The organism is Streptomyces sp. NPDC015346, from assembly GCF_043078785.1.
In the GTDB taxonomy this organism is placed as follows: Bacteria; Actinomycetota; Actinomycetes; order Streptomycetales; family Streptomycetaceae; genus Streptomyces.
The window spans coordinates 992,178-1,013,026 of the sequence record NZ_JBIBTW010000001.1 but is presented as its reverse complement, the minus strand read 5'-3'; the positions used below and the strand labels follow the sequence as shown (position 1 = coordinate 1,013,026).

At 70.5% G+C, this 20,849-nt stretch carries 16 protein-coding genes; 7 read left to right on the top strand and 9 right to left on the bottom strand.

Annotated elements, in window-relative coordinates; all coding sequences use genetic code 11:
* Positions 1–37: 37 nt before the first annotated feature.
* Positions 38–1,417, bottom strand: a complete 1,380-nt coding sequence (locus ACF06X_RS04575) for an NYN domain-containing protein (RefSeq protein WP_392285670.1) — start codon at positions 1,415–1,417, stop codon at positions 38–40.
* Positions 1,418–1,630: 213 nt separating this feature from the next.
* On the opposite strand from ACF06X_RS04575, the gene ACF06X_RS04570 reads away from it, so the two are divergent.
* On the top strand, positions 1,631–1,801 hold the full coding sequence (locus ACF06X_RS04570) for a hypothetical protein (RefSeq protein WP_392285669.1): 171 nt from the start codon (positions 1,631–1,633) through the stop codon (positions 1,799–1,801).
* Positions 1,802–1,872: 71 nt separating this feature from the next.
* Here ACF06X_RS04570 and dnaE read toward each other — a convergent pair whose 3' ends face one another.
* On the bottom strand, positions 1,873–5,412 hold the full coding sequence (gene dnaE, locus ACF06X_RS04565; RefSeq protein ID WP_392285668.1) for a DNA polymerase III subunit alpha: 3,540 nt from the start codon (positions 5,410–5,412) through the stop codon (positions 1,873–1,875).
* A 235-nt stretch (positions 5,413–5,647) separates the two neighbouring features.
* Here dnaE and ACF06X_RS04560 point away from each other — a divergent pair, with 235 nt between their 5' ends.
* From ACF06X_RS04560 to ACF06X_RS04550, 3 genes are all read left to right on the top strand, one after another.
* Entirely contained in the window at positions 5,648–6,973 is a 1,326-nt protein-coding gene (locus ACF06X_RS04560; protein WP_392285667.1) for a DUF2252 domain-containing protein, read from the top strand.
* Between the two features lie 51 nt (positions 6,974–7,024).
* A complete protein-coding gene (locus tag ACF06X_RS04555; RefSeq protein WP_392285666.1) occupies positions 7,025–7,711 on the top strand; it encodes a hypothetical protein in 687 nt (228 codons plus the stop codon).
* A 94-nt stretch (positions 7,712–7,805) separates the two neighbouring features.
* Entirely contained in the window at positions 7,806–8,621 is an 816-nt protein-coding gene (locus ACF06X_RS04550) for a thioredoxin domain-containing protein (RefSeq protein ID WP_392285665.1), read from the top strand.
* A gap of 79 nt (positions 8,622–8,700) precedes the next feature.
* Here the strand turns inward: ACF06X_RS04550 and ACF06X_RS04545 are convergent, their stop codons facing one another.
* Complete coding sequence (locus tag ACF06X_RS04545; protein WP_392285664.1) at positions 8,701–10,224, bottom strand: PQQ-binding-like beta-propeller repeat protein; 1,524 nt, start codon at positions 10,222–10,224, stop codon at positions 8,701–8,703.
* Positions 10,225–10,418: 194 nt separating this feature from the next.
* On the opposite strand from ACF06X_RS04545, the gene ACF06X_RS04540 reads away from it, so the two are divergent.
* On the top strand, positions 10,419–12,068 hold the full coding sequence (locus ACF06X_RS04540) for an alkaline phosphatase D family protein (protein WP_392285663.1): 1,650 nt from the start codon (positions 10,419–10,421) through the stop codon (positions 12,066–12,068).
* Between the two features lie 326 nt (positions 12,069–12,394).
* Complete coding sequence (locus tag ACF06X_RS04535; protein ID WP_392285662.1) at positions 12,395–13,372, top strand: zinc metalloprotease; 978 nt, start codon at positions 12,395–12,397, stop codon at positions 13,370–13,372.
* Between the two features lie 60 nt (positions 13,373–13,432).
* On the opposite strand, the gene ACF06X_RS04530 is transcribed toward ACF06X_RS04535, so the two are convergent.
* Complete coding sequence (locus ACF06X_RS04530) at positions 13,433–14,011, bottom strand: dienelactone hydrolase family protein (protein ID WP_392285661.1); 579 nt, start codon at positions 14,009–14,011, stop codon at positions 13,433–13,435.
* Between the two features lie 47 nt (positions 14,012–14,058).
* Here ACF06X_RS04530 and ACF06X_RS04525 point away from each other — a divergent pair, with 47 nt between their 5' ends.
* A complete protein-coding gene (locus tag ACF06X_RS04525; protein WP_392285660.1) occupies positions 14,059–15,222 on the top strand; it encodes a mechanosensitive ion channel family protein in 1,164 nt (387 codons plus the stop codon).
* 55 nt (positions 15,223–15,277) lie between these two features.
* Here ACF06X_RS04525 and ACF06X_RS04520 read toward each other — a convergent pair whose 3' ends face one another.
* The 5 genes from ACF06X_RS04520 to ACF06X_RS04500 form a co-directional block, all read right to left on the bottom strand.
* The gene (locus ACF06X_RS04520; RefSeq protein WP_392285659.1) at positions 15,278–16,864 is read right to left on the bottom strand and encodes a Na+/H+ antiporter; all 1,587 of its coding nucleotides are present in this window, start codon (positions 16,862–16,864) and stop codon (positions 15,278–15,280) included.
* 192 nt (positions 16,865–17,056) lie between these two features.
* The gene (locus ACF06X_RS04515) at positions 17,057–17,524 is read right to left on the bottom strand and encodes a GNAT family N-acetyltransferase (RefSeq protein WP_392285658.1); all 468 of its coding nucleotides are present in this window, start codon (positions 17,522–17,524) and stop codon (positions 17,057–17,059) included.
* On the bottom strand, positions 17,521–18,462 hold the full coding sequence (locus ACF06X_RS04510) for an RluA family pseudouridine synthase (RefSeq protein WP_392285657.1): 942 nt from the start codon (positions 18,460–18,462) through the stop codon (positions 17,521–17,523). The genes ACF06X_RS04515 and ACF06X_RS04510 overlap by 4 nt, the downstream gene beginning before the upstream one ends.
* A 41-nt stretch (positions 18,463–18,503) precedes the next feature.
* Complete coding sequence (gene lspA / locus ACF06X_RS04505; protein WP_392285656.1) at positions 18,504–19,070, bottom strand: signal peptidase II; 567 nt, start codon at positions 19,068–19,070, stop codon at positions 18,504–18,506.
* 109 nt (positions 19,071–19,179) lie between these two features.
* Complete coding sequence (locus tag ACF06X_RS04500) at positions 19,180–20,298, bottom strand: TraR/DksA family transcriptional regulator (RefSeq protein ID WP_392285655.1); 1,119 nt, start codon at positions 20,296–20,298, stop codon at positions 19,180–19,182.
* Positions 20,299–20,849: the final 551 nt, after the last annotated feature.

The window sequence follows — 20,849 nt, the reverse complement described above, 5'->3', positions numbered from 1 at the left end:
CGTACTCACGAGGGATGAGCCTACGGGGTCCTGCGGCCTACTCCCCCGCGGGGGCGTGTTCCGCGGCGGCCCGGACGTCGATCTCGCGCCAGAATCCGGCCCTGATCGCGTACCGGTCGTGCTCGTCGATCTGGTCGTCCTTGTGGGCGAGCAGGCCGAACCTGGCCGCGTACCGGAGCAGTTCGCCGTCGATGCGGTGCGGGATGCGCGGGTACATCGTCGAGAGCTTCTGGACGTGGCTCTGCTCGGGGAGCCGTTCCATCCACCGGCGGGCGAACACCTGCCCGACCTCGAAGGGGTCGCCGCCCACGGTCGTGATGTCCTCCTCGCGGTCGGCCCAGCGCTGCTCGGCGCTGGTGAGCTGGGCGAGGGTCGGCAGGGACGCCGTCTCGGCGGGCTCGCCGAGCGTGCCGCCGCCGGGGCGTTCGATCCAGCCCTTGTCCGAGGACCAGCGGAGGGTGGCGGCCGGCTGGGGCACCGCGGCGGGGGTGGGGGCGGCGGGCCCGCGCAGTCCCGCGAGGTCCTTGGGGGTGGGGACGACCTTGCCGCCGACCGGTGCGGGGGCGCCCGTGCCCGATCCGTTCCCGGAGGAGTCGGCCGACTCGCCGGTCCCGGGCGTCCGGCCGGTCCCGCCGGCCCCGTCGGAGCCCGGGGACGGGGCGGATCCGGAGGAGGCGTCGGACCCCGAAGCGGTGCGGGTGGAGGGTGCCGCGCTGCCGTTCCGTACGGCGGCGGCCGCCGCTGCCGCCTCGGCGGCCCGCTCGGCGGAGGCGGCGAGCGCCGACTCGGGCAGCGGGGCGGAGAGGATGGCGGCGATCTCGGGGCGTGGGGCCGGCGGCGGCGCGCAGACGCCGGTGAGGTCCTTGGCGCGGACGGCCCGGGTGATCCAGGCCCGGTCGAGGACCCGGCGCTCGTCGGCCTCGGCGACCAGGTCCTCGGACTGGTTGTAGTCGCCGTCGGCGGCCTGGACGGCCCAGAGGTGGACGGCGACGCCGTGTTCCTTGGCGGACATCAGGCCGGGCAGCAGATCGCCGTCGCCGGTCACGAGGACCACGTCGGAGCAGGCGCGGTTTCTGGCCAGTTCGGTGAGCTCGGCGTGCATGGCCGCGTCGACGCCCTTCTGGGCCCAGCGGCCGTCGCTGCGGGTCAGGGCGCCGAGCCGGACGGTGACCCGGGGCATCACGCGGAGCCTGCGGTGCTCGGGCTGGGGCACCCGGTCGGGAGCGCCGTCGAACCAGTAGATGCGCAGCAGCGGCTGCTCGGTGTCGGCCTCGGCCCGTTCCCGAAGTCCCTGGATGAGAGCGGCGTGGTCGACGGTGATCCGGGAGCGGGCCGGTTCCCCGGCGAGAAGGCTCGCGGCGGCGCCCAGCAGATAGCCGGCGTCCACCAGAACGACGCAGCGGTCCACGTGTTCCACCCTCTTTCGGGAACCTCGGGATCGGGAGTTGCTTCGAATCCTTCGAGTCTGCCCGACTGCCGGGGGGTTGACGGCCGGAACTGGATCATCGGCGTGGCGAATGTCACGCGTCCCGATGCTTACCGTCCGTAATGATCCAACATGCGGCGGTTCATACCGTATGTGAGTCTGACAGCGGCCCTGGCCCCGAGTTCCCCCTGAGGAGGCATCACCATGGCCAAGAACAAGAACCAGAACCGCAGCCAGAAGGAGCAGTCGCCGGCCGAGCGCGGCACCCAGGAGGCGCAGAAGTCCGCGATGGAGTCGCAGTCGGAGCGCGCCGCGCAGGTGACCCCGGGCGATATGGCCCGCAAGGGCCGGCAGAAGCGTTTCGGCCACAACTGACCGCCCGGCCTCACGTACGGCAAGGGGCGCGCCCGTGACGACGGGCGCGCCCCTTGCCGTGTGCCGTGTGTCTATCCCGCCAGGCAGGACGGGCCAAGCAGGACCTTCAGGTCGCCGAAGAGCGCCGGGTCGGGCTGGACCCGGTGCCGGTCGAGCCGCAGGACGGTCGTCTTGCGGGGCCCCTGGAGCTTGATCCGTACCTCGGTGTTGCCCTTGTGGTGGCCGAGGATCTCGCCGAGCCGGCTGATCATCGGCGGGGTGACCTTGACCGTCGGGATGGTGAGCACGACGGGCGCGTTGCTCCCGGCGTTCGACAGGTCGGGGACCATCAGCTCCATGGCGACCAGCCGGGGCACGTCCTCGCGCTTGTCGAGCCGGCCCTTGACGAAGACGACCGTGTCCTCGACGAGCTGGGTGGAGACCAGCTGGTACGTGGCCGGGAAGAACATGCACTCGATGGAGCCGGCCAGGTCCTCGACGGTGGCGATGGCCCAGGCGTTGCCCTGCTTGGTCATCTTGCGCTGGAGGCCGGAGATGATGCCGCCGATGGTGACGACCGCGCCGTCGCTGTGCTCGCCGCCGGTGAGCTGGGAGATCGCCGCGTCCGTCTTGTCGGACAGGATGTGCTCGATGCCGAAGAGCGGGTGGTCGGAGACGTAGAGGCCGAGCATCTCGCGCTCCTGGGCGAGGAGGTAGGACTTCTCCCACTCCACGTCGGAGAACTCGACGTCGAGGCCGAAGCCCGGCTCGTCGCTCGTCTCGTCGCTCATGCCGCCGAAGAGGTCGAACTGTCCCTCGGCCTCCTTGCGCTTGACCGCCACCACGTTGTCGATCATCGGTTCGTGGTGGGCGACGAGCCCCTTGCGGGTGTGGCCCATCTCGTCGAAGGCACCGGCCTTGATCAGCGACTCCACGGTCCGCTTGTTGCAGACGACCGCCTCGACCTTGTCGAGGAAGTCGGGGAAGGAGGAGTACTTCCCCTTCGCCTTGCGCGTCCTGATGATCGACTCGACGACGTTGGTGCCGACGTTGCGGACGGCGGAGAGGCCGAAGAGGATCACGTCGTCGCCCTGGGCGGCGAAGTTCGACTCGGACTCGTTCACATTGGGCGGCAGGACCTTGATGCCCATGCGGCGGCACTCGTTGAGGTAGACCGCGGACTTGTCCTTGTCGTCCTTGACCGAGGTCAGCAGCCCCGCCATGTACTCGGCAGGGTGGTTGGCCTTGAGATAGGCGGTCCAGTAGGAGACCAGGCCGTACGCGGCGGAGTGGGCCTTGTTGAAGGCGTAGCCGGCGAAGGGGACCAGGACGTCCCAGAGCGCCTTGATCGCCTCGTCGCTGTAGCCGTTCTTCTTGGCACCGGCCTGGAAGATGGTGAAGTTCTTCGCCAGCTCCTCGGGCTTCTTCTTGCCCATCACGCGGCGCAGGATGTCGGCCTCGCCGAGGGAGTACCCGGCGATGATCTGGGCGGCCTTCTGCACCTGCTCCTGGTAGACGATGAGGCCGTAGGTGACGCCGAGGACCTCCCGGAGCGGCTCCTCCAGCTCCGGGTGGATCGGGGTGATCTCCTGCTGCTTGTTCTTGCGCAGGGCGTAGTTCGTGTGCGAGTTCATGCCCATCGGGCCCGGCCGGTACAGGGCGGACACGGCGGAGATGTCTTCGAAGTTGTCGGGCTTCATCAGCCGCAGCAGCGAGCGCATCGGGCCGCCGTCGAACTGGAAGACGCCGAGGGTCTCACCGCGCTGGAGCAGTTCGAAGGTCTTGGGGTCGTCCAGCGGCAGCGCCAGCAGGTCGAGGTCGATGCCCTTGTTGGCCTTCACCATCTTGACGGCGTCGTCCATGATGGTCAGGTTCCGCAGACCCAGGAAGTCCATCTTGAGCAGGCCGAGCGACTCGCACTGCGGGTAGTCCCACTGCGTGATGGTGACGCCGTCGGTGTGCCGCACCCAGATCGGGGCGTGGTCGACGATGGGCTCGCTGGACATGATCACGCCGGCCGCGTGCACGCCCATCTGCCGGACCAGGCCCTCGACGCCCCTGGCGGTGTCGATGACCTTCTTCACGTCCGGTTCGTTCTCGTACATCGCCCGGATCTCGCCCGCCTCGCCGTAGCGCGGGTGGGAGGGGTCGGTGATGCCGTTGAGGTCGATGCCCTTGCCGAGGACGTCGGCGGGCATGGCCTTGGTCAGCCGGTCGCCCATGGCGTACGGGTAGCCGAGGACGCGGGCGGAGTCCTTGATCGCGTTCTTCGCCTTGATCTTGCCGTACGTGCCGATCATGGCGACCTTGTCGGAGCCGTACTTCTCCGTCACGTACCGGATGACCTCCACGCGCCGGCGCTCGTCGAAGTCGATGTCGACATCGGGCATGGAGACGCGCTCGGGGTTGAGGAAGCGCTCGAAGATCAGTCCGTGCGGGATCGGGTCGAGGTCGGTGATACCCATGGCGTACGCGACGATCGAGCCGGCCGCGGAGCCTCGGCCGGGGCCGACGGCGATGCCCTGCTTCTTGGCCCACATGATGAAGTCGGCGACGACGAGGAAGTAGCCGGGGAAGCCCATCGAGATGATGACGTCCATCTCGTACTCGGCCTGCTTCTGGCGGTCCTCGGGGACGCCGCCCGGGAAGCGCCGCTCCATGCCCCGCCGGACCTCCTCGCGGAACCAGGTGACCTCGGTGTAACCCTCGGGGATGTCGAACTTCGGCATGAGGTTCTTGGCCTCGAACATGCCGGTGGTGTCGATCTGCTCGGCGACCAGGAGCGTGTTGGCGCAGCCCTCCTGCCAGGCGTCGGAGGAGTCGATGGCGTACATCTCGTCCGTCGACTTCAGGTAGTAGCCGGTGCCGTCGAACTTGAAGCGGTCCGGGTCGGAGAGGTTCTTGCCGGTCTGGATGCACAGCAGCGCGTCATGGGCGCCGGCCTCGTGCGCGTACGTGTAGTGGGAGTCGTTGGTGACCAGCGGGGGGATGCCGAGCTTCCGGCCGATCTCCAGGAGCCCGTCACGGACCCGGCGCTCGATCTCGATGCCGTGGTCCATCAGCTCCAGGAAGTACCGGTCCTTGCCGAAGATGTCCTGGTACTCGGAGGCCGACTTCAGGGCTTCGTCGAACTGGCCGAGGCGCAGCCGGGTCTGCAGCTCGCCGGAGGGGCAGCCGGTGGAGGCGATGAGGCCCTCGGACCACTGGGAGATGGTCTCCTTGTCCATCCGGGGCCACTTCTGGAGCCAGCCCTCGGCATAGGCGTCGGAGGAGAGCCGGAAGAGGTTGTGCAGTCCGGTGTTGTTCGCCGCCCAGATCGTCTTGTGGGTGTAACCACCGGAGCCGGAGACGTCGTCCCGCTTCTGGTGCGGCTGTCCCCACTGGATCTTCCGCTTGTTGCGCCGGGACTCCGGGGCGACGTACGCCTCGATGCCGATGATCGGCGTCACACCGGCCTTCTTCGCCGAGTGGAAGAAGTCGTACGCCCCGTGGAGGTTGCCGTGGTCGGACATGGCGATGTGCGTCATGCCCATCTCGTTGCACGCCTCGAACATGTCCTTGAGCCGCGCGGCACCGTCCAGCAGCGAGTACTGGGTGTGGACGTGGAGGTGCGTGAAGGGCGGCTTGGTCACGGTGGGGAGCCTCCGAAGGCAGCGGTCTTCTTCTGGGGGGACAGCGTGGAAGTCTACGACTCTCCACTGACAAGTACCGGGGGAACACCGCGGGCCGAAGCCCCTCGATGAGGGGTGGTGGCCGGACGACGGGTGGGCACTCGGGGGTACCGTCGCGCGTTGAGAGACACGGACCACGCGTCCGTTTCGTCATGCACCATTTTGCGCCAGAGCCCGTACCAGGAGGCACCCACCGATGTCGGTCCCGCAGCCCACCGCCGAACAGCGCGGTGAGCAGATCCTCGCCGTCTTCGACACCGCCTTCGGTGAGCTCCTCGCCGCCGACCCGGCCGCCTTCCGCGTGAAGTTCCGGAAGATGGCCGGCTCCGCCTTCGCCTTCTACCGGGGCACGGCGTGCCTGTTCTACAAGGACCTGGAGCGCGAGGCGCACGGCGGCCCGTACCTGGACGAGCGGACCGGCCGGGTGTGGATCCACGGCGACCTGCACGCCGAGAACTTCGGCACGTACATGGACGCCACCGGCCGGCTGATCTTCAACGTCAACGACTTCGACGAGGCCTATGTCGGCCCCTTCACCTGGGACCTCAAGCGCCTCTCCGCGTCCCTGGCGCTCATCGGCTACACCAAGGCGCTCGGCGACGAGCAGATCACGGAGCTGGTACGGATCTACGCCGCCGCCTACCGCGAGCGGATCCACGCCCTGGCGACCGGCGTCAAGAACGACGAAGTGCCGCCCTTCACCCTGGACACGGCGGAGGGTCCGCTCCTGGACACCCTGCGCGACGCCCGTTCCCTGACCCGCTTCGGGCTGCTGGACTCGATGACCGAGATCCGTGACTTCGAGCGCCGGTTCTCCTCGGGCGGCGGCTCCGTCGATCTGGACGCGGCCACCCGCTACAAGGTCCTGGCGGCCTTCGACGGCTATCTGGAGACCCTGCCGGAGTCCAGCCTGACCCGGCCCGACTCGTACCGGGTCAAGGACGTCGTCGGACGGCGCGGCGTCGGCATCGGCTCGGCCGGCCTCCCCTCGTACAACATCCTCCTGGAGGGCAACAGCGACGCCCTGGAGAACGACGTCGTGATCTACATGAAGCAGGCGCAGACGCCGGCGGTCTCGCGTCATGTGACGGACGCGGCGGTACGGGAGTACTTCCAGCACGAGGGGCACCGCACGGTCATCTCCCAGCGGGCGCTCCAGGCGCACGCGGACCCCTGGCTGGGCTGGACGGAGCTGGACGGCTCCGGGCAGCTGGTCGCGGAGGTCTCGCCGTACGCGGTGGACCTGGACTGGTCCGACATCGACGACCCGGAGGAGATCGCGGCGACCGTGGCCGATCTCGGCCGGGCGACGGCGACGATGCACGCGGCCGCGGACGACTCCAGCGGCCACTCCCTGGTGCCGTTCTCGACCGAGCGGGCCATCGACGCGGCCATCGCCGCCGACGAGGAGGGTTTCGCGGAGCTGCTCGTGGACTTCGCCCACGCGTACGGCGCACGCGCGCGTGCCGACCACCAGATCTTCGTCGACCTGTTCCGCAACGGCCGGATCCCGGGCCTGTAAGGCCGCCCTTAGGGGGGTCTTACAGGAAGGCATGGCACACTCTCCTGCGCGATGGACATATCAGGGACGCGGCTCAGGGGGCTGCGGGCGGCGCTCTTCACGGCACTGGTCGTGACGCTGTCCGCCGGCTCCCATGTGCTGCTCTCCCAGGTGCCGCTGCCCCTGCTGACGGTGGGGCTGCTCTCGGCCGGCGTGTTCGCCGTGGCGTACGCGCTGGCCGGCCGCGAGCGCGGCTTCGGCCCGATCGCCGGGCTGCTCGTGCCGCTGGAGCTGGCGGCCGACACGGTCTTCACCACCGGCCAGGCGGTCTGTTACGGAGCGTCCGGCGGCCCGGTCGCCGGCTCGCTGCGCTCGGTGGGCGTGGACGTGCTCTGCGGCGGCTCTGTCGGCACCCCGCTGCCGGGGGTGGTCGTCCCCGAGAACGGCGGCGCGGCCGCCCTCCTGGACTCCCCCGACCCGGCCCTGCCATGGCTGCTGCTCGCGGCCCATGTGTCGGTGGGGCTGTTCGCGGCGGCCTGGCTGCGCCACGGCGAGCGGGCCCTCGCCCGGCTGGTCGGCGCGGTGGCCGCGTTCACGTTCCGGCCGCTGCTGCTGGTGGCCGCGCTCCTCGGCGTGCCGCGCCCGGCGCGCGGGCGCGGCGGACGCCCCGCGAACCGGCCGCGCCCGGCCCGTACCCGCCTTCTCGTGCACTCCGTCGGACGGCGGGGACCGCCGCGCTCGGGCTTCGCCCTCGCCTGAGCAGCCCAGCTGCTCCCTTCCCTCCCTTTCGAGTCTTTCCCTTTCGAGTCTTCCGACGCCCGTCGCGTCGGCACGTCCCACGGAGATCACGACCATGAGTGCACGCAACAGCCAGGCCAACAAGGCGGCCGCCCGCGAGCGGCTGCGCATCGAGCGCGAGCGCCAGGCCAAGAAGGAGAAGAGGCGCCGCCAGGTGATCGTCGGCGTCTCGGCCGTCGCCGTCCTGGCGGTCGCCGGCGGCATCGGCTACGCCGTCGTCCAGGCGAACAAGCCGTCGCACTGGGAGGCGATGGCCAAGGAGACGAAGGTCACCGCGCCCAAGAACACCACGGGCACGAACGGCACCACCGTCGTCATCGGCAAGCCGATCGCGAAGAAGACGCTGGAGCTCTACGAGGACTCGCGCTGCCCGGTCTGCGCGACGTTCGAGCAGCAGGTCGGCGCGACGGTCGAGAAGGACGTCGAGGCCGGCAAGTACAAGATCAAGTACGTCGGCGCGACCTTCATCGACAACGCCACCCAGGGCGAGGGGTCGAAGAACGCCCTGTCCGCCCTCGGAGCGGCGCTCGACGTCAGCCCCGAGGCGTTCATGAAGTACAAGGCGGCGCTCTACTCCGCGCGGTTCCACCCGGAGGAGAGCCAGGACAAGTTCGCCAAGGACTCCTACCTGCTGGAGATCGCGGACTCGGTCCCGGCCCTGAAGGGCAACGCCGCGTTCAAGAAGAACGTGGAGAACGGCACCTTCGACGCCTGGGCGATGAAGATGTCCGCGGCGTTCGACGCGAGCGGCGTGACGGGCACGCCGACGCTGAAGATGGACGGCAAGACGCTGACCGCCCAGGGCAGCGACAGCCCCCCGATGTCGGTGGAGCAGTTCAACGCCGCCATCACCCCGGCCCTCAAGGGCTAGCCCGTTTCCGCCCCGAGCCCGCCGACGCACGACCGCGTCGGCGGGCTCAGGACTGTCCGGGCTCAGGAGCCTTCCGGGCTCACGGCGTGTCCGGGCCGAAGGAGAGCATGCGCGGTTCCTGCACCTTGTCGTCGCCGTTCACCACGGACGGAGTGATGACGACGCGGCCGTTTCCGTACGCCAGGTTCCCCGCGAACATCCCGAACTCCACCTCACGTGCCGAGTCGGGGTGGCGCAGCAGCCGCGTCACCTTGTCCCCGCGTCCGGCGATCCGGACGACGCGGCCCGCCTCGCGGCTGGAGGGTCCGCCATAGGCGATGACCGCGTCGCCTTCCGCGCGCAGCGGGTACATCCGCCGTCCGTCCTCCGCCTGGACGCCCCACGAGAGCTTGCCGGTGTTCAGATCGAAGGCGGCGAGCTTGCTCTCGCTGCCCAGGTAGAGCGTGTTCGGTCCGACTGCCGCGCCCGGGCAGTTCTGCGCCCCCCTGCCGGAGTCACCCGTGTCCGCGCACTGTTTGAACGCGCCCTTCTTGGTCGCGAGGGTCGAGCGCAGCTTTCCGTCGGGCTTGAGCGCGACGATCCGCCAGGTGTCGAGGCTGTCCTTCCGGTCGTAGGTGGTGACCACGACCGGGTCGACGGAGTAGACCTTGGAGACGGCCCAGCCCTTCTGCGTCCGCCACCGCCACTTGACCTTGCCGGTCCTCGGGTCGAGCTCCTTGACCTGGCCGAAGGACGCGTCGCCGCCGACCGCGCAGGTGTCGATCTGGAGCAGCCTGGTGCCTCCGGCCACCTCGTCGGGGTAGCAGTCGCCGGGGTTGTCCACGGCGGAGACGAAGAGCCGCGCGCCGTCGCCGACCCGGTAGGCGGCGGCCCACATGTTCTGCACGACCATGACCGTGTCGCCGGTGATCGCGGTACGGAGACTGATGGTGCCGTCCATGGCGCCGGTCGAGGTGAGTTCCTTGTGCCAGCCGGCCGTGCCGGTCTTCAGGTCGATCATCCGGAGCTGGTCGCACTGGCCGCCCTGCCCGGAGGGGGTGTTCTTGTACGCGATCACGACCTTGCCGTCGGGCGTGGTGTTCACGGGTGTCTCGCACACCGGACCGGGCAGCGGCACGCTCCACACCTTGGCCCCGTCGGACAGCTTGTAGGCGGTGACCTCCTTGTAGACGGCCTGGACGATGGTGTCGCCCACCGTCCACAGGTCGTTCAGGAGGACGGTGCGCCGGGGCAGGTCGGCGTCGTTCCCGCCGAGCCATGCCCTGGCGTCGCCCGCCACGCGGCGGGCGTTGATGTCGGCCGCGTCCGGGGTCTTCGACGCGGCGGGCGAACTGGCCGTCGCCTTGGGCGGCTTGGTCGTCTCCTGGACGGTGGGCTTCGCCGGGGTGGTGGTGCCGCCGCCCCCGAGGAAGGCGTACATCCCTCCCCCGCCGAGCAGCAGCCCGGCGACGAGCGCGGCGACGACGGCGCCGGGCCCGCCCCTGAGCCCCTTCCGCCGCGGCCGCTGCGGGCCCGTGCCGCCTTGGGCGTACGGGTTTCCCTCGACCGGCAGTTGAGGCCGCGGATATCCGTACCAGGGCTGCGGCTCCGGCGGCTGTGACATCGAGTCCCCCACTGACGATGAAAAACATAGAAAGTTTCTAGAAAGGCGATCTGCCGGAGCGTCAGCCTAACGAGCCGCCGCGGGCGGTGTCCGGTGAACGCGATCAGGGCGCTCACGACGGCCGGTCGACGGGTGGGCGAACTTTCCGGATTTCGCCTGCCCGCGAGGCGTACCGATCAGTAATCTGACTGCCCGTGACCAGTCGACTCATTCCCTCAGCGCCCTCCCGCCGTACGGTCGTGAAGGCCGCCGCCGCGACGGCCGTCGCCGCCCCGGTGCTGGCGGGCACCGCCTCCCCCGCCCTGGCGGACACCGAGGCCCCCGCGTTCCTCCACGGCGTCGCCTCCGGCGACCCGCTGCCCGACGGCGTCCTGCTCTGGACGCGCGTCACTCCCACCCCCGACGCCGTGCCCGGCTCCCGAAGAGGCCCGGACGTCGCGGTCGCCTGGGAGATAGCCGAAGACCGCGCCTTCACCCGGACCGTGGCCCGCGGCACCACCACCGCGACGGCCGCGTCCGACCACACCGTCAAGGTGGACGTACGGGGCCTGCGTCCCGCCACCACCCACTGGTTCCGCTTCACGGCCGGCACCACCGCCTCCCCCGTGGGCCGCACCCGCACCGCACCGGCCATCGACGCCGCCATACCCGGCGTCCGCTTCGGTGTCGTCTCCTGCGCCAACTGGGAGGCGGGCTACTTCTCCGCCTATCGCCATCTCGCGGCCCGAGCGGACCTCGACGCCGTCCTCCACCTCGGCGACTACGTCTACGAGTACGCCAGCGGCGGCTACCCGACGGCCGAGTACACGGTCCGGCCCCACGAGCCGCGCCACGAGACCGTCTCGCTGGCCGACTACCGCCTGCGGCACGCCACGTACAAGACGGACCCCGATCTGCGGGCGCTGCACGCCGCGCATCCGGTGATCGCGATCTGGGACGACCACGAGGTCGCCAACGACGCCTGGTCGGGCGGGGCGCAGAACCACACGCCGGGCGCCGAGGGCGAGTGGGCGGCCCGGGTGGCCGCCGCCAAGCAGGCGTACTTCGAGTGGATGCCGGTCCGCGCCTCGACCGAGGGCACGGTCTACCGCAGGCTCCGCTTCGGCAAGCTGGCCGATCTGCACCTGCTGGACCTGCGTTCCTTCCGCTCCCAGCAGGCCGGCATCGGCAGCGGCTCGGTCGACGACCCGGAGCGTACGCTCACCGGCCGCGCGCAGCTGGACTGGCTGAAGTCGGGCCTCGCGGGCTCCGACGCGACCTGGAAGCTGGTCGGCACCTCGGTGATGATCTCGCCGGTCGCCTTCGGTTCCCTGCCGGCGCATCTGCTCGCCCCGCTGGCCGAGCTGCTCGGCCTGCCGAAGGAGGGCCTGGCGGTCAACGTCGACCAGTGGGACGGCTACACCGACGACCGCAGGGAGCTGCTCGAGCATCTGACCGCGCGGTCCGTCCGGAACACCGTCTTCCTGACCGGCGACATCCACATGGCCTGGGCCAACGACGTACCGGTGAAGGCGGCGACGTACCCGCTGTCGCGGTCGGCGGCGACCGAGTTCGTGGTGACGTCGGTGACCTCGGACAACCTCGACGACATCCTCCGCGTGGCGCCGGGCACGGTCTCGGTGGTGGCGGCCGGGGCGGTCAGGGCCGCCAACCGCCATGTGAAGTGGGTCGACATGGACCACCACGGCTACGGCGTGCTCGACGTGACCGCCGAGCGCTCGCAGATGGACTACTACACGGTCTCCGACAAGACGCGGGCGGACGCGACGACCGCCTGGGCGCGCTCGTACCGGACGCTCGAGGGAACGCAGCGTGTCGAGCGGGTGTACCAGCCGGTTCACTGACATGACCTCATGGTTGATTTTCAGCCATGATCCAGCGTGTTAACGGAAGATCACATCCCCACGGCGGGTGGTGAATTCGGCAGCCCTAATCCGGACACACCACCCGCCTTCGGCCGTGCGTTCGTTACGTCCACGTCTCAAACTCCGGAACGGGCGAAAGTTTTTCTTCCTGATGCCCTGATTTGCCGCACGAATGATTGGGCTTGTTCGATGCTCATCAACGTCTGACATGGCCCCGTAATCTCCCCGCGGTGGCGAGGAAGTGCCTCTCCACAACCCCCCGCGAGGAGTCACCTGTGCGTGCTCTTGTTCGTATATCGCCGCGTATGTCACGTCGTATGCTCGGCACCGCGGTCATGGCCGGAACCCTGGCCCTGGCCCCGCTCTCCGCCCCGTCGGCGGCCCCGGTCACCACCGTCTCCGCCGCGGGCCTCTCCGCCGAGGAGTGCGTGGAGGGCGTGGACGACCACGCCGACGACCACTCCGCCGCCCGTAAGTCCCGTGGCGCCGACACCCACGCCGGCGAGCCCAACGAGGTCTCCGCCGCCCAGGCCAAGGCCATGGACGCGGACCTGAAGAAGAGACTGGAGTCGGTCCGCGCCAGTGGCATGAACTCCACCGCCGCCGTGGTGAACATCCCGGTCTACTTCCACGTCATCCACAGCGGTACGACGGGCAAGCTCAGCGCCACCGCCGTCAACAACCAGATGGCGGTCCTGAACGCGGCCTTCGGCGGCCAGGGCACCGGCAATGTGAACACCAACTTCCAGTTCACCCTCGCCGCGACCACCTACACGGACAACCCGTCCTGGTACAACCTCTCCTCCGGCTCCACCGCCGAGAAGGAGATGAAGTCGACCCTCCGCCGGGGCGGCGCGGGCGCGCTGAACTTCTACACCGCCAACCTCAGCGGCGGCCTGCTCGGCTGGGCGACCTTCCCGTCCTCGTACAACTCCAACCCGTCCATGGACGGTGTCGTCGTCCTCGACACCTCGCTGCCGGGCGGCTCCGCGGCCAACTACAACGAGGGTGACACCGCCACCCACGAGGTCGGCCACTGGCTGGGGCTGTACCACACCTTCCAGGGCGGCTGCAACGGAAACGGTGACTACGTCAGCGACACGCCGGCCGAGAAGAGCCCGGCGTACGAGTGCCCGGTCGGACGTGACAGCTGCGCGTCCAAGCCCGGTGTGGACCCGATCAAGAACTTCATGGACTACACCTACGACGCGTGCATGACCCAGTTCACCCTGGGCCAGGTCACGCGCATGAACGACGCCTGGACCGCGTACCGCGCCGGCTGAGAATCGATGCTCTGAGGAAGGGCGCGGCGGGAGAGCACCCGCCGCGCCCTTCCGCGCGTCCTACAGCCCCTCCAGGAACGCCAGGGAGATCGCCCACGCACGCTCCGCGGCCGCCTCGTCCCAGTCCGGCAGGTCCGGGTCGGTGAAGAGGTGACCGGCGCCCGGGTAGCGGTAGACCTCGACGTCGGCCCCCGCCTTCCCCATCCGCAGATACCAGGACGTCAGCCAGTCGTGCGGCTCGAAGGGGTCCGGGTCGGCGATGTGCAGCTGGACGGGAAGATCGTCGACCGACGCGCTCTCGGCGATGTCCGAGGTGCCGTGGAGCAGCAGCAGCCCGCGCGCCTTCTCGTCCCCGAGGGCGAGGGTCTGCGCGACCGAGGCGCCGAGGGAGAAGCCGGCGTAGACGAGTCCGCGCTCCGAGTAGGGCGCGGAGGCGAGGACCGCCCGCTTCAGGAGCTCCTCCTTGCCGATCGACTTCTGGAGCTCCATTCCCTCCTCGACCGTCTGCGCGGTTTGACCCTCGAAGAGGTCGGGCACGCGCACCTGGTGCCCGGCGGCCCGCAGCCGCTCGGCCGCGGCCTCCACCGCCGGACGCGGACCGTAGGTCGAGTGGAAGAGCATGATGTCCATGCGGTCCATCCTGCCAGCCGGGCGCACCCACCCGGAGACTCGGAGGTCTGGAGTACATGGACAGCGCGCTGCGCCCCCTGCTCGTCGTCGGCGGATCGATACTGCTCACCCTGGCGGCCGGCTGGGCCGCCGACGTCCTGCTGCGGCGGGCCGACGCCGCCCACCACGAGACCCCCCTGTGGGGACTGCTGCGCCGCTGCCGGGTGCCGCTCCAGGCGGTGCTGCTCGCCTCCGTCCTGCGCGGCACCTACCGCGAGACGGGGTGGCGGACCGTCGAGGACCACGCGGCGGGGATAGGCCAGTTCCTCTCGCTCGTCCTCATCGGCTCCAGCGCCTGGCTGGTGATCCGGATCGCCGCGGCCGTCGTGGAGTCGACCTTCGCGCGGTACGCCTCCTCCACCCGCGACCCGGCCCGCGTCCGCCGCGTGCGCACCCAGGTGACGCTCATCATGCGGATCGTGACGGCGGTCGTCGCCGTCGTCGCGGTGGCGGCCATGCTGCTGACCTTCCCGGCCCTGCGGACCGTGGGCACCTCGATGCTGGCCTCGGCGGGCATCATCGGCATCGTGGCGGGCATCGCCGCCCAGTCCACCCTCGGCAACCTCTTCGCCGGCTTCCAGATCGCCTTCGGCGACATGGTGCGGCTCGGCGACACCGTGGTGGTCGACGGCGAGTGGGGCGTCGTGGAGGAGGTCACGCTGACCTTCCTCGCGGTACGGACCTGGGACGAGCGCCGCATCACGATGCCGGTCTCGTACTTCACCAGCAAGCCCTTCGAGAACTGGTCGCGCGGCGGCGCCCAGATGACCGGCACGGTCTTCTTCCACCTGGACCACTCGGCCCCGGTCGAGGAGATGCGCGACCGGCTCAAGCAGATCCTGGCGGACTGTCCGGCCTGGGACGGCCGCGACTGGAGCCTGGCCGTCACGGACACCACGCCCAGCACCCTCGTGGTCCGCGCCGTGGTCACGGCCAAGGACGCGGACGACGTGTGGACGGTGCGGTGCACGGTCCGCGAGCAGCTCGTCGCCTGGCTGACCGAGGAACATCCGTACGCGCTTCCCCGGATCGCGATGGCGGACGCCGTCCCGGCGCCGCGGGACGGCCGGAACCCGCTCGACGCCCCGCCGCGGGCCGCCGAGGTGCACAGCAACAACGCCGTCCCCGCCGACACGTACCGTAAGGACGGCGACGAGCCGCCCCGCACCGGCCGCGGCTGAGGCTGCGGCCGAGACCGGCCGGACCCGGGCCTCACCGCCCTGACCTGAGGCGGCGTCACCGCATGCTGCGTACGTCCAGCTGCCGCAGCACGCGGTCGACCACCTCGGGGTCGGCTCCCGGCTCGCTCCGGGCCGCCAGCACCTCGTGCCGGGCGGCGGACAGCATCTCCCGCTGGATGCGCTGGACGGCCTTGACGCGCCCCGCCCGCTCGACGAAGGCGGCCCTGCGCTCCTCGTCCAGCATGTCCGGGCTGATCCGCGCCCCGATGTCGAACGCCCCGCGCAGCAGCCGCTCCTGCACCTCTTCGGGCAGTTCCTCGGCGTCCTCGATCTCCTTCAGCCGGTGTTTGGCCGCCTTCGCCGCGCGGACGGCGAGGTCGCGTTCGAAGGCGCGCTCGGCGTCCGCGTCGGCCCGCACGCCGAGCCGCTTCACCAACCAGGGCAGAGTGAGCCCCTGGACCAGGAGTGTGGTCATGATCACACAGAAGGCGATGAAGACGATCTCGTCCCGGCCCGGGAAGGGCGAACCGTCCTCCGTACGCAGCGGGATGGCGAGCGCCAGCGCCACCGAGGCCACCCCGCGCATCCCGGACCACCACATGACGACGGTCTCCCGCCAGCTCACGGGGATCTCCTCGGCGTAGTCGCGGCGGGTGTGCAGCCGCTTCGCCAGCCAGGTGGCGGGCAGCAGCCACAGCAGCCGGACGCCGACGACGACGCCCACCACCGCCGCGCCCCAGCCCAGCATCCGGCCCATCCGGTCGTCGGCGGTGCCGAAGACGTTGTGGAGTTCGAGTCCGATGAGCCCGAACGCGATGCCGGTGACGAGCGTGTCGACGATCTGCCAGAAGGTCTGCCCGGCGAGCCGCCCCATCACGTCGTCGGCGTCGACGGCGTGTTCGGCGAGGTAGAGGGCGACGACGAGCACCGCGAGGACGCCGGAGCCGCGCAGCTCCTCGGCCAGCACGTAGGCGACGAACGGCACGAGCAGGGTGAGGCCGGTCTGCAGGGTGGCCTCGCCGAGCAGCCCCATGAGCTTGTTGCTCGCCCAGCCGAGGGCGAGTCCGACGGCGACGGCGACGACGGCGGAGAGCACCAGCTCGGCGCCCGCGCCTCCCCAGGAGAAGGCGCCGCCGACGGCCGCGCCGATCGCCACGTGGTACAGCACGATGGCCGTGACGTCGTTGAAGAGCCCCTCGCCCTCCAGGATCGAGACGAGCCGGCGGGGCAGCCCGAGGGAGCCGGCGACGGCGGTCGCGGCGACCGGGTCGGGCGGCGCGACCAGCGCGCCGAGCACGACGGCGGCGGCGATCGGGAGCCCGGGCACGAGCGCGTTCGCCACGGCGGCGACGGCCGCGGTGGTGACGAAGACCAGAGCGACGGCGAGCAGGAAGATGGGCCGCTTGTTGGCCGCGAACTGACGCCAGGACGTGCGCTGCGCGGAGGCGTAGAGAAGCGGCGGGAGGACAAGCGGAAGGATGTACTCCGGCGGGATCTCGACGTTGGGTACGAAGGGCAGGAAGGCCAGCACGATCCCGATGAGGGTCATGAGCACGGGGGCCGGCAGCCCGAGCCGGTCGCCGAGCGGCACGGTGATCAGCGCGCCGAACAGCAGCAGGAACAGCAGGGCCAGTTGATCCACGGTGAGCCCCTCCGGCCTGGCGGCGCGGTCGACGATCGGGCTTCAACCCTGCCACGAGCGGGGCCACATCAGGCCGAACACGACCCGGTGTGAGCGGCCCGCGCGGAAACGTCCCGCCCGAGGGCCCTGGGACCGCCCTGGGCGACCGCCTTGGGGGACGCCCTGGGCGATCGCCCTGGGGGACCGCCTCCGCTAGAGCGCCCGCCGCATGGCGCGGTGCGGGATCCCCGCGTCCGGGAACTCGGGGCCGTACGCCTCGTAGCCCAGCCGTTCGTAGAAGCCGAGCGCGTGGGTCTGGGCGTGCAGGTCCACGGCCTTCAGACCGCGCGCCCTGGCCGCGTCCTCGATGGCGCGGACCAGCGCCACGCCGACCCCGAGACCGCGCGCCGCCTTGGCGACGGCGAGCCGCCCCAGCGAACCCACGGACGCGTCGCCGCCGGTCTTGCCGACCGCGTCGGCTCCGTGCAGGAGCCGGCCGGTGCCCAGCGGCAGCCCGTCCTCACGGACGGCGAGGACGTGCACGGCCGTCTCGTCGTACCGGTCGTACTCGATCTCCTGCGGGACCCGCTGCTCGACCACGAAGACGTCCCTGCGCACGGCGAAGCAGGCCTCGCGGTCCTCGGGTCCGACGGCCTCCCGTACCGAGAATCCGGTGCTCACTCGCTCTCCGCCGCGATCCTGTCCAGCGCGCTCTGGAGGTCCGCCGGGTAGGTGCTCTCGAACTCGACCCACTGCCCGTCCGAGGGGTGCTCGAAGCCGAGCCGGACCGCGTGCAGCCACTGCCGGGTCAGTCCAAGGCGCTTCGCCATGGTCGGGTCGGCCCCGTAGGTCAGGTCGCCGACGCAGGGGTGGCGGTGGGCCGACATGTGCACCCGGATCTGGTGCGTGCGGCCGGTCTCCAGCTTGATGTCGAGCAGCGAGGCCGCGCGGTACGCCTCGATCAGGTCGTAGTGCGTCACCGAGGGCTTGCCCTCGGCCGTCACGGCCCACTTGTAGTCGTGCTGGGGGTGGCGCCCGATCGGCGCGTCGATCGTGCCGCTCATCGGGTCCGGGTGCCCCTGGACCAGCGCGTGGTAGCGCTTGTCGACGACCCGCTCCTTGAACTGCGCCTTGAGCAGGGTGTACGCCCGCTCGGACTTGGCGACCACCATCAGTCCGGACGTGCCGACGTCGAGGCGGTGGACGATGCCCTGGCGCTCGGCGGCGCCGGAGGTGGAGATGCGGTACCCGGCGGCGGCGAGGCCGCCGATGACGGTGGTGCCGGTCCAGCCGGGGCTCGGGTGCGCGGCCACACCGATGGGCTTCATGATCACGACGATGTCGTCGTCGTCGTGGACGATCTCCATGCCCTCGACGGGCTCGGCGACGATCCGCACCGGCGCCGCGGCCCCGGGCATCTCGACCTCGAGCCACGCGCCACCGCTGACCCGCTCGGACTTGCCGACGACGGCGCCATCGACCTGGACCTTTCCGGAGGCGGCCAGCTCGGCGGCCTTCGTACGGGAAAACCCGAACATACGGGCGATGGCGGCGTCGACGCGCTCGCCCTCCAGGCCGTCGGGAACGGGCAGCGTGCGGATCTCGGGACTCGTACTCACTCGTCGAGTATGCCTTGTGCCGCGGACACCCGGCCCCGCGCTCAGTCCTTGTGGACGGTCCCGTCCGGGTCCAGGCCGCGGAACGACAGGATCACGATGAGGAAGCCGCCGCACACGATCGCCGAGTCGGCGAGGTTGAAGACGGCGAAGTGCGCGGGGGCGATGAAGTCGACCACCGCGCCCTCGAAGACGCCCGGCGAGCGGAAGATCCGGTCGGTGAGGTTGCCCAGCGCACCGCCCAGGAGCAGGCCAAGCGCGATCGCCCACGACGTGCTGTAGAGCTTGCGCGCCAGCCGCACGATCACGACGATCACGACCGCCGCGATGCAGGTGAAGATGATCGTGAACGCCTCGCCCATGCCGAAGGCGGCACCGGGGTTCCGGATCGCGTGGAACGTCAGCAGGTCCCCGACGACCCTGATCGGCTCGCGGCCCTCCAGCTTCGCGACCACGAGCATCTTGCTGCCGAGGTCGAGCGCGTACGCGAACAGCGCCACGAGGAGAAGCGCGAGGATCTTGCGCTTCCCCCTGGGCTCCGGGGCCGGTGCCGCGGCCTCGTCGGCCCCCTCTGAATCCGGCGTACCGATGATGCGCTCCGCCTCTGTCACGTGAGTCCCTCAACGCTAGGTGCCTGACTGTGCACGAGGGTACGGCACACCAGTACGGCACCGGCAGGGACCGGGACCGGGATCGGGCCCGGTATCGGGCCCGGGGCTCTCAGCCGCGACGCTCCTGCTTCTGCTTGTCCTCGACGCACAGCGTGGCCCGCGGGAACGCCTGCATGCGCGCCTTGCCGATCGGCTTGCCGCAGACCTCACAGAGGCCGTACGTGCCCGCGTCCAGCCGCTCCAGGGCGTGCTCGGTCTGCTCCAGCATCTCGCGGGCGTTGGCCGCCAGGGCGAGCTCGTGCTCGCGCGTGATGTTCTTGGTGCCGGTGTCGGCCTGGTCGTCGCCGGCGCCGTCCCCGGAGTCCCGCATCAGCCCGGTCAGCTCCTGCTCGGAGTGGAGCAGCTCCGCCCGAAGCCTCGCCACCTCACTCTCCAGGCCGGCGCGGGCCTCGGCGACCTCCTCCGGTGTCCAGGGCTCCTCGCCGGGGCGCACGGCGAGGTCGCCGGCGCGCGCCGGCGGAACCGCGATCTCTTCCTCGGCCGTCGTGACGCCACCCGCGGTCTTCTTCGCTGCCACCGTCATGGCTCCTGTCTGCTCACCCTGCGCCGCGGAAGCGGCCTTCTTCTTGCCTTCGGCCTTCTTGGCCGGAGCCGCCGCCACCTTCGTGGCCACGGCCTTCTTCGCCGGGGTCTTCTTGGCCACGGCTTTCTTCGCCGGAGCCTTCTTCGCCGGGGTCTTCTCTGTCGCGGTCTTCTTCACCGGGGCTCGCGTCCCCACGGTCTTCTTCGCCGCGGTCTTCTTCGCCGCCGTCTTCTTTGCCGGGGTCTTCGTCACGGCGGCCTTCCCGGCTGGGGCCGCCTTCTTCGCCGGTTCCTTCTCCGCCGCCTTCTTCTGCGTCGCCTTCTTCGCCGCCGCCTTCTTGGCCGGTGCCTTGGCCGCCGCCTTCTTGGCAACGACCGCCTTCTTCGCGGTCGCCTTCTTCACGGCCGCTTCCTTCACCGCGCTCCCGGCGGCCGTGCTCTTCGCCGTACTCCTCGCCGCCGTACTCTTCGCCGCCGCGCTCTTCGCGGAAGCGCTCTTCACCGTGCTCTTGCGTGCCGGGGCCGCCGCCGTCGCCGCCTTCTTCGCGACCGTCGACTTCTTGCCGGTCGCGTCCTTGGCGGCCCCGCCCGTACCGGCGGTACCGGCGGTCGAGGTCCTCTTCGCGGCGGTCTTCTTCGCCACCATGTCGCGGCCCCTTCACATTTTGTGATCTTGCTCGCGAATCGTGCTGGGACGATAAATCGGCCCAAGGCCCGCGGCAACGGGGCACGCCGCCGATCGCACCCGCCCATGCCCCCGGCATGGCGAGCCTGCCTCCGTTGTGCCCAGCTCCCCGCCCCGTAATCCGCCCCGCGGAGCCCGTCCGAAGTCCGGCCACGCCCGTATGGCCATTCGGGTCACGCCCACCGCCCCCGGGGCCGTCCCGCCCCGCCCCGAAAAGCGGTCTGCCGACCCGCTCCCCGCCCCGTACACTGGGCGGAGCGAAAGGCTTGGATGGGGACGAGTAGCGTCGTACGCAGCCATGAGCGACCCGGGGACGGTGAGAGCCCGGGGGCGAGCCCGATGTGAAGCATCACCCCGGAGCCGCCGGAAGAACGCCGCGGACAGTGCCCACGGCCAGTAGACCCGGCATCGCGACCCCAATGAGGGGGTCACGGGCACACGCCCGGGGCCAAGGAGGGTGGTACCGCGGGAGCCGCGCAGCACGGCGCTCTCGTCCCTCCGGACGGAAACGA

Coding starts and splice junctions, on each gene's coding strand:
- ACF06X_RS04555 (WP_392285666.1), top strand. CDS start 7,025: ATGGACATATCAGGGACGCGGCTCAGGGGGCTGCGGGCGGCGCTCTTC.
- ACF06X_RS04500 (WP_392285655.1), bottom strand. CDS start 20,298: ATGGTGGCGAAGAAGACCGCCGCGAAGAGGACCTCGACCGCCGGTACC.
- ACF06X_RS04545 (WP_392285664.1), bottom strand. CDS start 10,224: ATGTCACAGCCGCCGGAGCCGCAGCCCTGGTACGGATATCCGCGGCCT.
- ACF06X_RS04525 (WP_392285660.1), top strand. CDS start 14,059: ATGGACAGCGCGCTGCGCCCCCTGCTCGTCGTCGGCGGATCGATACTG.
- ACF06X_RS04530 (WP_392285661.1), bottom strand. CDS start 14,011: ATGGACCGCATGGACATCATGCTCTTCCACTCGACCTACGGTCCGCGT.
- ACF06X_RS04550 (WP_392285665.1), top strand. CDS start 7,806: ATGAGTGCACGCAACAGCCAGGCCAACAAGGCGGCCGCCCGCGAGCGG.
- ACF06X_RS04535 (WP_392285662.1), top strand. CDS start 12,395: ATGTCACGTCGTATGCTCGGCACCGCGGTCATGGCCGGAACCCTGGCC.
- ACF06X_RS04570 (WP_392285669.1), top strand. CDS start 1,631: ATGGCCAAGAACAAGAACCAGAACCGCAGCCAGAAGGAGCAGTCGCCG.
- ACF06X_RS04560 (WP_392285667.1), top strand. CDS start 5,648: ATGTCGGTCCCGCAGCCCACCGCCGAACAGCGCGGTGAGCAGATCCTC.